We start from the raw sequence: 16,178 nt of genomic DNA on the forward strand, positions 1-16,178 counted from the left end.
TTCGCTTAAAAATTAGCTTGAACACCCGCGGTTAACGTTCTTGTGTTTGGATAAGCGGTACCGTTAGTGGTATTAAGCTCTGGATCCCACAATTTGAAAGGGCTCCAGTATAATAGATTTAAACCTTGCAGATATACACGAGCATTTTTTAACCCTACACTTTTAAGCGTTCCTTTAGGCAGGTTGTAACCGAAATCGGCGGTTTTTAAACGGATGAAATCGATGTTTTTAACCCACCATGATGAGGTAACCGCGTTATTTTTATTAGCACTATTGCCATAAGCTAAACGAGGATAAAAAGCGTTAGGGTTTGGATTTTCAGGTGTCCACCTGTCTTCGGCAACAGCAAAAAGGTTGCTACGCTCGGCACCGGTGCTATTGTTAAATGGTATAATACCATCGCCGCTCAGCAACCTATCAGCACCGGCAACTCCCTGGAAGAATACACCGATGTAAAAATGTTTGTATTGTAAATTGAAGCCCATACCATAAGTAGTAGTAGGCACGTCTCCGTTACCAATACGGGTAACGTCGTTCGCGTCAATTTTACCGTCACCATTTAAATCTTTATACCTGATATCGCCTACACGTACGGTACCAAGGGCTGATTGACTTGGAGCAGCATCAATTTCTGCCTGGCTTTGGAATAAGCCTGTAGCCACATAACCAAATGTTGCCAGGTAGTTGGTACCTCTTCTTTCCATATATGGATAAGGTTGAGGTGCCTGGTCATTTTCGATAACTTTATCGCGGTTATAAGTGAACGTACCACGTACATCAAGTGTAAAATCGCCAATTTTAGTTGGGTTAAGTACAATGGTAGCATCGATACCCTTATTGGTAATAATACCAAGGTTCCCATAAGGGTTGCTGCTAAGCCCCACCAATGCCGGTAAAGAAGCTCTTTGTAAGAATACACCGCTTCTCCTCTCGTTAAACACGTCAACAGTTAATGAAAACAGAGATCTGAAAGCCTGGATCTCTAATCCCAAATCTCTTTTATGCGATCTCGCCCACTGTACATCAGTACCGTAACTTGTTATAGCAGTACCTCCGTATCCTTTATTTTCGGTTCCGTTACCAAAGGTATAACCACTTGCGCCGGTGCTTACTAATGTAAGGTAGCCAAAACGCCTGCCGCCATTACCGCCATCGCCTACAATACCATCAGAATACCTGATTTTGGCAAAATCAATAACGTCTTTTAAAGGCTCATAAAACTTCTCGTTAGATAATACCCATCCTACACCAAAAGAAGGGAAGAAACCGAATTTTTTGGCAGGTGCAAAGTTTTCAGAACCATTATAACCAAAGTTACCTTCGGCAAAGTACTTATTATCATAAGAATAGGTAACCCTGCCGGCTAAACCCTGGCTACGATAAGGCAGTGAAGATGTTAAATCTGTAGCAGCATTAAATAACTGTTCCCTTTGGTTGAACAATGCCAACGCGGTTACGTGGTTTTTTTGACCAAAGCTTTTATCATAGTTCAATGAAGCCTCGGTATAAAACTGACGGTTGCCATCGCTACCCTGACTAAAACCAAGTTGATCCGACCCTTGTTGTATTACATTTAAATTAATTGAGCCGTCATCATTGTAAGGGTTAGCCCTATTTATCTGGTACCAGCTTCTTTGACGGGTACGCGCAATAGTATGTGTATTGTAAACATCAAATGAATACAAAGCGCTGAATGTTAATCCCGGAACCCAGAATTTTAAATCCTGTGTTAACCTTGCATTTGACAAAACCTGGTTACTAAAAATATTTTGATAGCCTGTTTGTGTGATCTCTGCATATGGATTGGGCTGCGCACCTGCCGAGCTTACTCCCGGTACCAGGTTACCCGGGTACATAACCGGATAAAGTACAGGGTTGGTTTGCATTACGTCTGCAAATGCAGCGTTAGGGTCTACGCCCGGGTAATTAGTATTGGTAATATATCCTTGCACACCTAACTCAAACTTGGTGGTGCTTGTCCAGTTCATGGAAACGTTTGAGGTAAAATTGTAACGTTTAAACCTGGTGGTTGCGTCGTAGCTTTGTAAAGCATCTGTTTTCAGCAAGCTTTCTTCGTCATAATAAGCGCCGGATACATAAAAGGTAGTATTTTCTGAACCACCCCTGGCACTGAAATTGGCTCGCCTGTTTTGTGCTGTGCTTTTAAACAAAGCATCCATCCAGTTAACATTAGGATAGAGGTTAGGGTCTTCATTTTTTATGGTCGAGTTAATATAGTTGTTGCTATACTCTTTGCCCTGGCCGCTGGCTAAACGGGCCTCGTTCCTTAACATCATATACTCCACACCGTCGGTAAGCTCGGGCGTTTTTGTAAATGAAGTAATACCCTGGTTGTAGTTAAACATTAAAACAGTTTTACTATTAGAGGTACCCTTTTTAGTGTTGATCAAAATTACACCGTTAGCACCTGCAACACCGTAAACCGCGGTTGCCGATGCATCTTTCAGAATAGTAAAAGAAGATATATCTTCCGGATCAAGCGCATTGATATCCCGGCCTTGTACACCGTCAACTACAATAAGCGGAGATGCGCTGTTACCAGACTGGTTGAAAGTAGCAATACCGCGAATCCAAAGATCAGCGCCGTTTTGGCCAGGTAAACCTGAACGTTGAACCCCAACCAAACCGCTGATGCGCCCGGCAAGCGCCGCACTTAAATTGGCCACGGGCTGCTTTATATCCTCGAGGTTAACTGTTGATTGCGCACCAACAAGGCTTACTTTTTTCTGTTGACCGTAACCAACAATAGCAACCTCGTTTAAGCTGTTCTCGGCCGCTTGTAATGTAATGGTGATGGTAATTACATCTTTAACTACCGTGGTAAACGGACGGAAACCTACATAAGTAACTAACAAGGAGTCGCCACGGGTTGCCGGTATAGTGAATTTACCATCTAAATTGGTGATACTTATTTTTTTGGAGTGCAAGTTTTTAACGCTTACACCCGGCAAAGTCATGCTTAGCTCATCTTTAACCGTTCCGGTTATTTGTAGCGTTTCTTGTGCGTGCGCCGGTATAATAAACACCATTAGCATAAATGCCATATGCAGGAGCTTATTATTTTTCAACTTCGCAACAAGAACATTAAGGAGTCGAATTTTTGACATAATTTCTTTATTTGTGGATGAAAAATATTCTGGTTTAATTAATTAACTGTTTACTGCGGCACGTTAGTTACACGCCACTCAGCCAGTTGGAATAATGAACTGCCACCATTCGCGGTTATATTAAGCCGGTAGTAGGTATAAGTTTTATCATTGGTAAAAGTGTAGTTGTTAGTTGTTTCACGATCTGCAAATGTTTCATTAGTCCGCGTGTCTAATACTGTGAAAGCGGTGCCATCGTTTGACCCCGAAAGCGTCCAGCTTTTGGGGTCCCTTGAAGGCGAGTCATTGGCCGATGTAAGGGTGTAACTGGTAATGTGCTGTGCTGTTTTAAATTTCAGCTGGATGTAAAAGGTTGGATCGTAACTAAAAATGAGAAACTTGGTGTTAATGTCACCATCAGTTACCCTGATCGATCCTTCGGTTGCATTCGAGCCCCCCGTGTTTTCAATATTTGTTGATAACACGCCCGTTGCGGTTACATCTTCGGGATCAGGAGGCAGCAGGTCGTAATGACGCACCTTGTCCTTCTTACAACCCGAAACAAAAATTACGGCAATACAAAGCATTACCAATACTTGCCTGGTTCGTTTTAATACATTCATAGGTTAATTTTTAATTGTTTAAAATTTGGAATCATATATATTAATTAAGTAGTTGCAATACAGGAACGACCCTAAAATTTGGACAATACTTTACCACCACGTTTCAAAACGTGCTTTAGGAATTTATTCGCAGTTAAGGAATAAATGATCAAAATGGGAACTAAGGACAATTGCAGTTAACTGCAATTCGATAACACCGCCAAATAAACTTATCTCCCACGCCGTGCTTTCCGGAAAGCACAACAGGAATGATACATGATGATTATTTGATTGGAATTTGAAACTGGTAATTGAGCAAGTAAATTTTTGTCATAAGCGATTTTATTTAAGTCTTAACACCTACATCTTATCATCCTAATTCATTTTAAATTATTTCACAAAATAAGATAAAACGTTTTATCTATTTTATAAAGCGTTTACCTTCTAAGAAAAATAAAAAAAAGAACTAAGTATTGATCAAAATCAAGAGCCGCTGAAATGAAACAAAATAAATATCAGCAGATAAAACGTTTTATCAATATAATAGTAGATGTAGGGTCGTTGTTATAATTCAAATATAATGTTAGTAAAATGTTTTACCAAAAAAATACATACATTTTTATAAAAAACATATCAATTTTATAAAAATTATAATTTTATTGGTATATTTTTATAAATGACACCAATAAAATCAATGATTTATTAAACAAAATACAACAAGAAATGAAAATGTAAAAAAACAGGCAATATCTCACCACCAAACAACACATTAAACAGGCAAAATGTATTTTATTTAGTCACTAAAGTAGTAGTTGAGCCCCTTTCAATGAGCGTAGCCGGAATCTGGAGTTTTATTTTGGCGATATTATACTTTTCGGCTGTCATTTGTGATAGCAACATATCAATTGCCGATTTGGCTATTTCATAAGTGGGCTGCCTCACTGTTGTAATGCCCGGCGGATACAAATTAAAAATTTCGTTATCGTCAAAGCTGATCACAGCCAACTCGCCAGGAATATTCAACTTAAGCTCATTAATGCTCTGTAGCCCCATGATGCCGAGGTAATTGGTGGTAAAGAAGATGGCATCCATTTGGTTTTGCTGACTGATAAAGGTTTTTATAGCATTTACTGCCTCTTCCCTTTCGGCGTCAAAAGGCAATTTAAATATCTTCTTTTTATCTTCTTTAATGCCTCCGGCCTTTAAAGCGTCTTTATAACCCTGCATCCTGTCATTAAGCTGAACCAGTTCAAGATCGGCAGTTACAAAACCTATATTTTTATAGCCCGATTTAATCAAAAATTCGATAGCGTTATAGCTACTGCCATAATTATCAACAAGCACGTGGGGGATATCGATACCCGGAAAATAACCGTCAATCAATACCACAGGTTTTTCATTAGCTACCAGGTTTTGAATTTCTTTTTCCAAACCCTTCATCGGGGTTATAATATAACCATCCACCAATTGCTGCGACAGCATTTTGATCACATCTTTTCCCTTTTGAATATTATTATTGGTACTACAATATATAACCCCGTAGCCGGCTTTTTCGGCCTCTTCTTCAATAACTTTAGCCATAGCACCAAAAAACGGACCACCAATGGTTTCTACAATAAGGCCAATAACCTTCGATACACCCGTGCGTAAACCAATAGCCATGCGATTGGGTTCGTAGCCGTTCTTTTGCGCTACATCCAATATTTTTTTGCTGATCTCTTTGCTAATGCGCCCTTTGCCGTTTAAAACAAATGATACGGTGGTAATAGACGTATTGGTGAGCCTGGCAATATCTTTTATCGAGATCTTCTTTTTGATCATGTTGTGTTATCCTTTTCTGCTGACCATGGGCTTAGGCAAGGTCATTCCTTTTCAAAATTATAAATTTATGCCACAGCTAAGCCTTTTATGTGTAAAGGTATAAAGCATGTTAACAATATTTAACGATTAGCGCAGGATAATGAACCTTTTTAGGTTATAATTGGACAGCGTTGGGCTAAATATAACAAAACTTTAACTCATCGACACAAAAACCGATAAAACCTTTTACTGTATTGATTATTAGTTTACCAAAATGTTAACTTACCTTGCAGGTAGTAAAATCAACATTTATGGCGATACTCTTAAAACAACTATGGGTATAATTCCAAAGCTTAGTCGTTTTGATCTGTCAATGATCGTGATTAGCCTGGTAATTGGGATGGGTATTTTTGCTACTCCTGCAGAAGTGGCTGTAAGCTTAAGCAATCCATATTTATATTTTGGCGCCTGGTTTTTTGGCGGTGCTATAAGCCTGTGCGGCGCGCTTACCTTTGCAGAAATTGGTGCACGTTACCCTACTACCGGCGGTTTTTACAAAGCATTTTCTTATTGCTTTCATCCGGCGTTCGCGTTCATGATCAACTGGATATTGGTGATCAGCAATGCAGCCTCGGTAGCCGCCGTAGCGCTAATCGGTGCCGAATATATTAGCCCGGTTATTATGCCTGCAGGTTTGCAAAACGACACAGGTATCAAGATCATTTCTATTACTTCGGTATTGGTGTTATATGTAATCAACCTATTAGGTATTAAAATGAGCGCCCGTACACAAAATGTGCTCACTCTTTTTAAAATAGCAATGATATTACTGCTTTGCGCCGCGGTGTTTAAAGGCAATACGCCCGCGGTAACAGCTCATTTGAATCATTCCCATATCAACCGCAATAATTTAAGCGGATTTGGGGTAAGCCTTATAGCCATATTTTTCACTTACGGCGGCTACCAGCAAACCATAAACTTTGGCGGCGATAGCATTAATGCTAAAGTGAACGTACCTAAAGCCATTTTCAGGGGAATGCTGGTTGTGATCAGCCTGTATATGATTATCAATTTTGCTTACTATTATGTTTTGGGGATTGATGGCATTCAGCACAGACCTGCCCTTGCAGCCGCTTTAGCCGGTGTTATGTTTGGCGCTACAGGCTACAAGGTAATTTCCTTATTAATGTTTGTATCTGTATTGGCCTTCATCAATGTAAATATTATGGCCAATCCCAGGGTTTACTATGCTATGGCCGAAGATGGCATCCTGCCATCTATATTTAAACACATCAACCCCAAAACACAAGTACAGGAATTCGGACTAAGCTTTTTTGTAGCGGCGGTGTTAATCATCCTGTTTTTTGTAGGCTCGTTTGAAAAAATGATGAGTTATGTAATGTTTTTTGATACGGTGGGCCTATCAACAGCCGCACTATCTATATTTATCTTACGCAAAAAAACAAAACATATTGATATAACAGGCATTTATACCATAAAATGGTTCCCTTTTATTCCGGTCATTTTCATCATCACCTACTGGCTGGTTACCTTATCCATTTTTATTGAAAATCCTACAGCTGCCCTAATATGCATTTGCACATTTGCGGTAGGCCTTGCTATATATTTTATTACCAAATTCAGTCAAAAAACCAAAGCAACACCTTAATTATGGATCTTTCGTTTATATTAAATGAACTGGGCGAAGACCGGGAGAACTACTTTAACGCTGTTTCGCCGCCTATTATGCAATCAACCAATTTTGCATTTAAAACCATTGCCGATTTAAGGGTGGCTATGGCCAATGAATTTGAGGCCAGCCTATACTCGCGCGGGCAAAATCCCACGCTTACCATTTTAAGAAAAAAGCTGGCGGCTTTGGATGGTGCCGAAGATGCATTGCTTTTCAATAGCGGTATAGGGGCCATCAGCGTAACCATACTTTCTTTGCTTAAAACCGGCGACCACGTGATAACGGTTAAAGATCCATACAGTTGGACAGGAAAGCTGTTCAACGATTTTCTGTTCAAATTTGGCATCGCCGCTACCTTTATTGATGGCAGCGATTTCAGCAACTTTGAAAACGCGGTAAAACCCGAAACAAGGTTGATTTATTTAGAAAGCCCCAATACGTTCACTTATCAATTACAGGATTTGAAAAAGGTGGCTGCCTTTGCAAAATCGCGGAGTATTATCACCATGATTGATAACAGCTATTGCACACCACTTTATCAGCAACCTATAAAAATGGGGATTGACCTGGTGGCGCAATCGGCAACCAAATATATAGGTGGGCACTCTGATGTAGTTGCGGGGGTGATAACGGGCAGCACCGTGCTCATCAAACAGATTTTTGATAACGAGTTTATGAACCTTGGCCCGGCCCTTTCTCCCCACTCAGCCTGGCTATTGTTAAGAGGATTGCGCACGTTACCATTGCGTTTGCAAAGGAGTTTTGAAAGCACCACCATTGTTACCCAATGGCTTGCGGCACATGAGGAGGTTGAAAAAGTATTATGGCCTTTTAGCCCCGGTTTTGAACAGGATGAACTGGCACATGAGCAAATGCAGGGTTGCGGTGGCTTATTCAGTTTTATTTTGAAAAACTCTTCACTTGAAAAGATCGAAGCTTTCTGTGATCATCTAAAACACATCCTTATCGCCGTTTCATGGGGAGGCCATGAAAGTTTAGTTGTGCCGGCAATAGCATCCATGAATGCAGCGGAATATGATATTAATAACGAAGCCCACCAGCTTATCAGGATGTATATCGGATTAGAAGATCCGCAATATTTAATTACCGATTTACAGCAGGCTTTGGCCTAAAAAAAGCCCCGGATGTTTTGATCCGAGGCTTTTCGTAATAAGATTCTGTTTAAAAAGAAAAACGGCTAAACTTCTGAATCTTTTTGTTTGCTTAAGCTGATGTACTATGCATTACCTTGTTACTGTTCCACCGGAACGGGTGGAACACATGGAACGCTTTGGAACGCATTTCCATTAATAATCAACAAGTTGCGTTTTTTAAATATCAAAAAGAGTGGAACACTTTATTACCTCTCTATCAGTGACTTAACCCCCAAAAACCATTTTTGTCCTGTAAACTAATCACAGGACTATTCAATAAATGTGTAAGCTTCTTTCAAAATGTGCCGTCCTGAAAGAAGCCCCAATTTGACTGATTGGGCGCTGAATACTCGCCTCATAGATCATATAAAATATTCTTCAAAAAATTCAAACAGGCTCTAACTATAAACCTTTTTATTTATTTGCCATCGCCGTTTTAAACAACGGGTCTGTTTTAAAATAAGTGCCATCGGTAAAGCTTATCACGTAGTCTGATTTAAAATGTGTGCTTTTTTTATAGTAATCTGTACTGATGATTTGTGCACCAGATTTTTGCGCGGCTATAAATGACGATTTATCATTGTTACGGGCTTCTTCCGTATCAGAATCTGCACGGGTACGGATGATGTATCCTTTCTTTACCAGGCTTTTTATCGCCGCCAAATCCTTCTTTGCATTGTTCATGATATGAATAGCAGCCTCTGGTGTACCGGGCATCGCGTCAGCAAAAAGCACACGACCTTTTAACGATGGATGGCCTGCAATATAGGTAGCCCGTTTAGTTCCCTTTTCGTCAAGGATAAAAATGAACTTACCTTTTGCGGCTTTTAAGGTTGGCCAATTGTTATGCAATACTGCAGTTTCCAACGTTTTGTATTTACCGCGCACATCATCGGGCGTAATAAGATATGAACGACCCAGGTTATCTAATATAGCCTGATCAAGCTGGGCAAATACTTTTGATGTAAACTTTTCAGGCACCTTAAAACCAGGTTTCTTCATGGCTTCATCCTTTGCATTCATGGTAATAAAAATAGGGTTATGACCAGGATGCTCGTCACTCCATTTTTTTAATTCCTGCAGGCAAAGTTTAAAGGTTAAGCAGTTGCTGCGGTAATCAATATCCTGTATGTGAAAAACCTTAAAGCCAGGCTCTTTCATTACACCCTGCGTATCGTATGCAGGTTGGCCCGGCACCCAGCTAAGCCCGTTTGGATGCGCGTATTTGCCGCCTTTAGCATCGGCATACACGTCAATTTCTAAAGCGCCCAAACCCAGGTTAAGCTGGTCTGAAAGACCAATATGCTCATAATCAATTTTGCTCATTGCAACAGAATCTCTCGATTGCAAAAAATGGAACAATTTAGGGTCAATAGCCCGCTTATAGCTATTGTGCGATCCTATCACCTGGATTTTGTTGATGGTAATATCATCCGCATCCGTTTTAAAAAACGATAATGGGAATAAAAGGCTTACTAATAAGCCGCTAATGAGTTTCATAGGTTTATCTTTTTAGTATTCAATAAAAATACCATAAGCGCAAAGGTAAAACCGATGCGCTTATGGTATAATATAACATCAATTAATAACCCGGGTTTTGTTTCAGGTTAGGATTTGTTTTTAATTCGGTTGATGGAATTGGGTATAACCTGCGGGTAATGTCGGTATTCATTTTCAAATCATCCGTTTTACCGCCGGCAACCGGTAGTGGGTACTCTTTTTCAAACAAACCATAACGGATCAGGTCGTTACGGCGCCATGCTTCCCATGAAAGCTCACGTGCGCGCTCATCAAGCAAACCATCCAAATCAATTGACGACGCCACTTGCGCATGGGCACGGGTACGTAGTTTGTTTACTAATGTAAGCGGGATTTGTGTTTCGCCGTTTATGGTAGTTGGTGTAGCTCCGCGTAATATTGCCTCTGCTTTCATCAGGTAAACATCAGACAAACGGAATACCGGTACATCATTACTGTTTAAACGGGTTGCCTGGATAATGTTAACATCAGGGTAGTATTTGATTGAACGTACACCTTCTGATTGTGCGTTAAGCACATCGTTACCTAAATCCATTGGTTTTAATCCTGTTAAGGTTAACGTAGGTTTGATGTTAATTTGTGTGTTTGCCGGAACCCCTGCAGTTCCCACAGGATAGTAAACAGGTTGATTGGTAAAACCGCCATTACCATCCGGATAATATTGCGGACCAGCCAGCCATGTTTTGGTTCGGTCGTCGCCCGGAATGTTAAAACGGTTATAAAACTCGGGCGTAGTGCTCATGGCAATACTTAAACCCACGTTAAAGCCATATGCGTTAACCAGGTAGTAAAAGAAACCGAAACGGGTAAACTGGTTGCCCGGTATTTGCTGGTCGTAAGGTACTGCAAATATGGTTTCATTAATCGCCGGGCCGTTGGTTGGCAAAAATATATCCCTGTATTTAGCATCCAGAAAATAGTTGGCGTTGGCCTGTACGCTATCGCACATGGTAACTGTTTCCTGGTAGCGGGTGGTTCCGGTATATACACCCGAGTTCAGGTACATTTTTGCAAGCAATGCAAATACCATACCTTTTGTTGGGCGGCCGTACTGCGATACGTTTGTAGCGGCATTGGCGCTTTTGGCAGGCAATAATGGTAACACGGCTTTAAGTTCGTTTTCAATAAATGCATACACCTGGGCGCGCGGCTGATTGGCAGGTTGTGTAGTTACCGGGAAATCGGTAATGATAGGTACGTTGCCATACAGGTCCATCATGAAATAAAGGTACAGGGCGCGCATTGCCCTAACTTCGGCAATAGAGGCTGCTTTTTTTGCCGCTGTTGATGACGAAGCATTAATTACGGTGATAATACGGTTGCAGGTATTGATACCGCCGAAACCCCATTGCCAAACGGTTATTACGTTGGGGTGATCAAAGGTCCAGGTGTGGTAGTGTAACTGCCTGTACTGACCGCCGTCGTCAAAGTTACCGTCGCGGGCAGGTAGGATAGCCTCATCGGTAGACATATCCTGCATGCGCCAGTATGGCACCGCGTAGTTTGCCGATAGGTTTGAATAAATAGTACCCAGCAATGCGGTGTAATCAGCATCGGTAACCGGGAAGTTTGATTTTACGTATTGTGATTCAACAGGTACATCTAATTTTGTACATGAATATGTGCTCATGATCACAGCAATTGCGGCACATATTATAATTATCTTTTTCATCTTTTTATCTCTTTCTGATTTTTTAGAATTGTGCAGTAATACCTAAGCTGAACGTGCGTGTTTTAGGATAGAAATCGCGATTATCAATACCCGGGGTTAAGCCACCGATATTAACTTCGGGATCAACACCCCGGTATTTGGTGATGATAAAAATATTATTGCCCGATGCATAAAAACGCAGGCTTTTAAAGGCCTGAATATGCGGCTTAATGGTATAACCTAAAGTAGCGTTATCCAACCGCAGGTATGAACCGCTTTCCAGGAAACGATCAGAGATAAGGTAAGCATTGATATCTTTAAACGATTCGCCTAAGGTATACGTTGGGATATTCTGCAGTTTTGAATCGGCAGGGTTGTTTAGTGAGGCCAGAGTTGCGTTCAGGATCTTGTTGCCATACACCCCGCGCACCAGGAAGTTAAGGTCGAAGTTTTTATAAAAGAAACTGTTGCTCCAGCCGTAAATCAATTTAGGTTGGGCATCGTATTTAATAAACTGATCTGTAGTAAGTGGCTGGGTAGCAGTTGTTGACCCATCGGCCTTTTCATAGGTACTTACGCCGTTAGCGTTTTTACCTAAATAATGCCACAGGTCAAACGTACCAATAGCATAGCCTGGCTGAATGATCTGGCTGTAGTTACCCGACTGACCTTTACCGCCTAACTGGGCTGTTTGAATAAAGTTAAGGCCAAACTGGCTGTTTGATAAACTTTGTACAACGTTTTTGTTATGCGAAACGTTGAATGACGTACGCCAGGTAAAGTCACGTGTTTTTACCGGCACAGCGTTAATAACAACTTCAAGACCGCTGTTTTTAATTTTACCTACGTTAGCAGTGTAAAAAGGGTAAAAATATAAGGTGGTTGATACCGGGTACGTGTATATCAAATCTGATGTTTTTTTGATATAGTAATCTACCGAACCGGTTAAACGGTTGTTAAACAAACCAAAATCCAAACCAATGTTGGTGGTTGCTGTACTTTCCCATTTCAAATCCGGGTTATCATTACGTACAGGGCCAATAGGGTTAACAATGTTACCATTGCTTAAAAATTTACCGCCGCCCGGTGGAACGCCATAAATTAACCTTGCGGTAAAGGCGTCAAAACCTAAACTGTTACCTGATACACCATAGCCAGCCCTTAATTTCAGGTCGCTGATAACCGGGATAGCTTTTATGAAATCTTCATTGATCAATTTCCATCCAGCAGAAACAGCGGGGAAGTAACCATGGCGCTGGTTAATACCAAATGCTGATGATCCATCTTCCCGCAGGGAGGCCTGTAACAGGTATTTATCAGAAAATTCGTATTGGGCACGTGCGTAAAATGATACAAACCTTAACGTTGAGATATAGTTAGGGTTGAAAACTATTTGCGAAAGCTGGGTAGGGTTAGAAAGGGCCAGGTAATTGTAAGTTAAAGCATCATTTGAAAAACCCTGGGTTTGCACACCAAATCCATCGTTATTACGGTCTTGCTGATAAGAGTAACCGCCTAATAATTTCAGCGAATGCTTACCAAAAACGCGATCATAGTTAAAATAAGCCTCAACAACGTTGCTGGTATTAGTGTAAGCACTACGTACAGCAACACCGCCTGCGTTAACATATATGCCCGACTGGCTGGTAGAGTACGTGTTAACGTTATTTTGCTCTTTTTGAGTTGAGCCCGATATGGTAAACTTTAAACCGTTTAATATATCGACAGAGGCAAAACCATTGATCAGCGTTTTGTTATTCTCTGTTTTGGTAAAGTTGTTATTAATTAAGCTCAGCGGGTTTAACGGGCCACTGCCTGTACGGGAATAATTTTCCTTATAGGTACCATCGGCGTTAAAGGGACTAACCGTTGGCAGGTAGAATAAAATACCCGATAATACCTGGCTTTGAAATATATCGTTGTTTTTGGTAACACTGTTAGTAAGGGTAATACCCAGTTTTAAACGATCATTAAAAAAACGCTGGTTGATGTAACCTTTGTAAATAGTACGCTCAAGGCTGGTATTCTTTAATATACCATTGTTTTTCATATAGTTTACACTTGCACCATATTCTGAGTTGGTACCAGCGCCGCCATATGAAAGGTTATGGTTTTGAGAGTAGCCGGTTCTTTCGGCCAGTTTTTGCCAGTTGGTATTTGAGCCATCGTCATCGGCAGCGCTTAATTTAGCCACGCCATTGTCAGTTAAATATTTGCGCAGCTCATCGCCGGTCAGTACGTCGATGTTTTTTGATACGTTTTCAACAGCACCATAAGCGCTGTAAGTTAACCTTGTTTGGCCAGCCTTTGCACGGCGGGTGGTAACAATAATTACACCGTTTGCTGCACGTGAACCATAGATAGCAGTTGAAGATGCATCCTTTAACACATCAATGCTTTCGATATCGGCAGGGGCTAAAAGGTCGATCGATGCACCGGGTACACCGTCAATTACATAAAACGGTTGCTGAGCAGCACCTTCACGCAGTGTTGATGGCCCTCTTAAAATGGTAGCGGGTTGCTTGTTCGGATCGCCGCTTTTGGTAATATTTAAACCAGCTACCTTGCCTTGTAACAATTCGGCAGGGGTGGTAAGTACACCCTGGTTAAAGTCTTCGGCTTTAACAGAGGTGATTGCGCCTGTTACATCTTTACGGCTTGCAGTACCGTAACCAATAACTACAACATCTTTTAGTTGTTTGGTATCGGTTACCAGGGTAACGTTAACCGTGGTTTTAGTACCCACGGTAACTTCTTTGGGTACCGAGCCTAAGAAAGCAAATTTGATTACGTCTTCCGGGCCATTCACTGTAACCTGGTAAGTACCATTAACAGTAGTTGAAGTTCCTTTGCCCGAGCTTTTTACCGTAACTACCACACCTGGCAGGGGCGAGTTATTCTCGTCGGTAACTGTTCCTTTTATTGTTGTACCCTGCTGTGCAAAAGTACTTGCCGAGGCCAGCAGCATCAATGAAAAAAGCAAAATAGCCTTTTGCTTTAAATCATAAAATAGCCTTAAATTAAATCGGTAATTTTTTTTCATAAGTTTCAAATAAATTGTTTTAACCCTTTAACCTGTAAGAATACTGCCCGTTAACAGAGTTGTAACCGGGCGACATTTGAGTGCAAAACAACGCTTATGATGTTAGCAGGAAATAAATTACATATTAACTTATTCGCAAGTTTAAAACAACAAGCAAAGGAATATTATAGCTATTAAATTGATTTAGAACGAGTATTTATATTGAAAATCGAAAAAAACCTAACACCTACATCACCACATCTTAATCTTGAGTTAATGGCATTTCAAAGCTAATCGCAGGGTAAACCCGCTTCGGCTTTGCGTGCAGGATGTATCAGCATCAGCCATATCAATAAAAAAGACCGCCCTTTCGGAGCGGTCTTCTCTTTCATCAACATCAATAATACTATATCATGAATTCTTAACTGCTTTTGTCTTATTTAACCTGCCGCCCGGTTTAAACTGATTAAATTGTTATGGTAAGCCTCCAGATATCCGCTTGGCGAGCTGCCAATAACGCTTTTAAAAACCCGGTTAAAGTTGGTGATACTTTTAAAGCCACAATTTGATGCTACAATATTGATGCTTTCAAACTTATGCGCAATGAGTTTTTTACAGGCCTCGTTGATCCGCACTTCGTTTAAAAACGAAATGAAAGTGTGGCCGGTATGCTTTTTAAAGTAACGGCAAAATGATTCAGGTGTCATGAACGCAACTTTGGCTACATCTTCAAGCGTAATCTGCTTGCCATAATGCTGCATAATAAAGTTGTAAATGTTACCTATCCTGATGCCCTCATTTTCGGTGATTCCCGGTAGGTTACCATAGGTTGATAGCGGATCGAGCCGTTTTTTGATACACGATAAACTGTTCAACAGGTTAAAAAATTCTGCGAGTTGGGCAGTACCAGTGGCGTTTTTTAGCGTGGTCATGATACTGCAAACCTTATCGGCAACCGGGTGAGGTACTTTAAAGCCCTGCTGGTGCTGTTGCAAAAACATTTTATTTACCTTAAGCTCGGGCAAATCAAATAAATGGGCCAATGAACCTTCGGTACTAAAAAATATGGTTAACGCTTCTATCTGCTTATTGCCGGCAAAATACTCGGGATTGCTTTTAAATACATGGGGCAAATTTGCGCCTAACACAAATACATCGCCGGGCGAGTAATCATGCATGTTGTTGCCCGCTACCAGGGTACCTTCGCCATGCTGTATCCAGGTGATCTGTATTTCTTTATGCCGGTGCAGGTAAGGATAGTGATACGGTAAAACAACCTTTTCCACTATTACACTTTTATCATGGGGCACCGGGATGGTAAATTGTAAAACCTTCATCTTAAATCTTTAAATCCTTACTCAATTTACAATTACTTAACCCTAAAAACCAACATTTAAGCTTAACCGGATAATTTACGGTAAGTATCTGCTAATTTTTTGCGCATCGCCCCTTTTTTCAAGCAAAAAAACAGACAAATTAGCCTCATATATAATTGTTATATAAACAATTATATATGAGGCTGTATCATAAATCATGATCAGCCTCTTTTTTATTACTAATGTTTTATTGCTGTAAATTCAAATATCTATTTATTGTTTAATTTGTTTTAA

9 protein-coding genes are annotated in these 16,178 nt (G+C 40.6%); 2 read left to right on the forward strand and 7 right to left on the reverse strand.

Translation table 11 applies throughout. From position 1 onward, the window contains the following. Window positions 1-5: 5 nt before the first annotated feature. The 3 genes from FHS10_RS17465 to FHS10_RS17475 all read right to left on the reverse strand — a co-directional run bounded on the left by FHS10_RS17465 (window position 6) and on the right by FHS10_RS17475 (window position 5,530). Window positions 6-3,065: a SusC/RagA family TonB-linked outer membrane protein gene (locus FHS10_RS17465; RefSeq protein ID WP_259092916.1), complete on the reverse strand. Its 3,060-nt coding sequence runs from the start codon at window positions 3,063-3,065 to the stop codon at window positions 6-8. Window positions 3,066-3,178: 113 nt separating this feature from the next. Then, window positions 3,179-3,730 carry a discoidin domain-containing protein gene (locus FHS10_RS17470; RefSeq protein ID WP_259092918.1) on the reverse strand — a complete coding sequence of 184 codons (552 nt, stop codon included), beginning with the start codon at window positions 3,728-3,730 and terminating at the stop codon, window positions 3,179-3,181. 768 nt (window positions 3,731-4,498) lie between these two features. Next, window positions 4,499-5,530, reverse strand: coding sequence for a LacI family DNA-binding transcriptional regulator (locus tag FHS10_RS17475; RefSeq protein WP_259092919.1), 1,032 nt, complete (start codon window positions 5,528-5,530; stop codon window positions 4,499-4,501). Between the two features lie 253 nt (window positions 5,531-5,783). Here FHS10_RS17475 and FHS10_RS17480 point away from each other — a divergent pair, with 253 nt between their 5' ends. Then, window positions 5,784-7,178 carry an APC family permease gene (locus FHS10_RS17480; RefSeq protein WP_259092922.1) on the forward strand — a complete coding sequence of 465 codons (1,395 nt, stop codon included), beginning with the start codon at window positions 5,784-5,786 and terminating at the stop codon, window positions 7,176-7,178. A 2-nt stretch (window positions 7,179-7,180) separates the two neighbouring features. Next, window positions 7,181-8,335, forward strand: a complete 1,155-nt coding sequence (locus FHS10_RS17485) for an aminotransferase class I/II-fold pyridoxal phosphate-dependent enzyme (protein WP_259092924.1) — start codon at window positions 7,181-7,183, stop codon at window positions 8,333-8,335. Between the two features lie 435 nt (window positions 8,336-8,770). On the opposite strand, the gene FHS10_RS17490 is transcribed toward FHS10_RS17485, so the two are convergent. The 4 genes from FHS10_RS17490 to FHS10_RS17505 all read right to left on the reverse strand — a co-directional run bounded on the left by FHS10_RS17490 (window position 8,771) and on the right by FHS10_RS17505 (window position 15,905). Then, entirely contained in the window at window positions 8,771-9,856 is a 1,086-nt protein-coding gene (locus FHS10_RS17490; RefSeq protein WP_259092925.1) for a phosphatidylinositol-specific phospholipase C1-like protein, read from the reverse strand. Between the two features lie 82 nt (window positions 9,857-9,938). Then, the gene (locus FHS10_RS17495; RefSeq protein ID WP_259092926.1) at window positions 9,939-11,567 is read right to left on the reverse strand and encodes a RagB/SusD family nutrient uptake outer membrane protein; all 1,629 of its coding nucleotides are present in this window, start codon (window positions 11,565-11,567) and stop codon (window positions 9,939-9,941) included. Between the two features lie 22 nt (window positions 11,568-11,589). Beyond that, window positions 11,590-14,589, reverse strand: coding sequence for a SusC/RagA family TonB-linked outer membrane protein (locus FHS10_RS17500; protein ID WP_259092928.1), 3,000 nt, complete (start codon window positions 14,587-14,589; stop codon window positions 11,590-11,592). Between the two features lie 419 nt (window positions 14,590-15,008). After that, entirely contained in the window at window positions 15,009-15,905 is an 897-nt protein-coding gene (locus FHS10_RS17505) for an AraC family transcriptional regulator (RefSeq protein ID WP_259092930.1), read from the reverse strand. Between the last annotated feature and the right edge of the window lie 273 nt (window positions 15,906-16,178).

Source organism: Mucilaginibacter dorajii (assembly GCF_024808255.1).
GTDB lineage: Bacteria > Bacteroidota > Bacteroidia > Sphingobacteriales > Sphingobacteriaceae > Mucilaginibacter > Mucilaginibacter dorajii.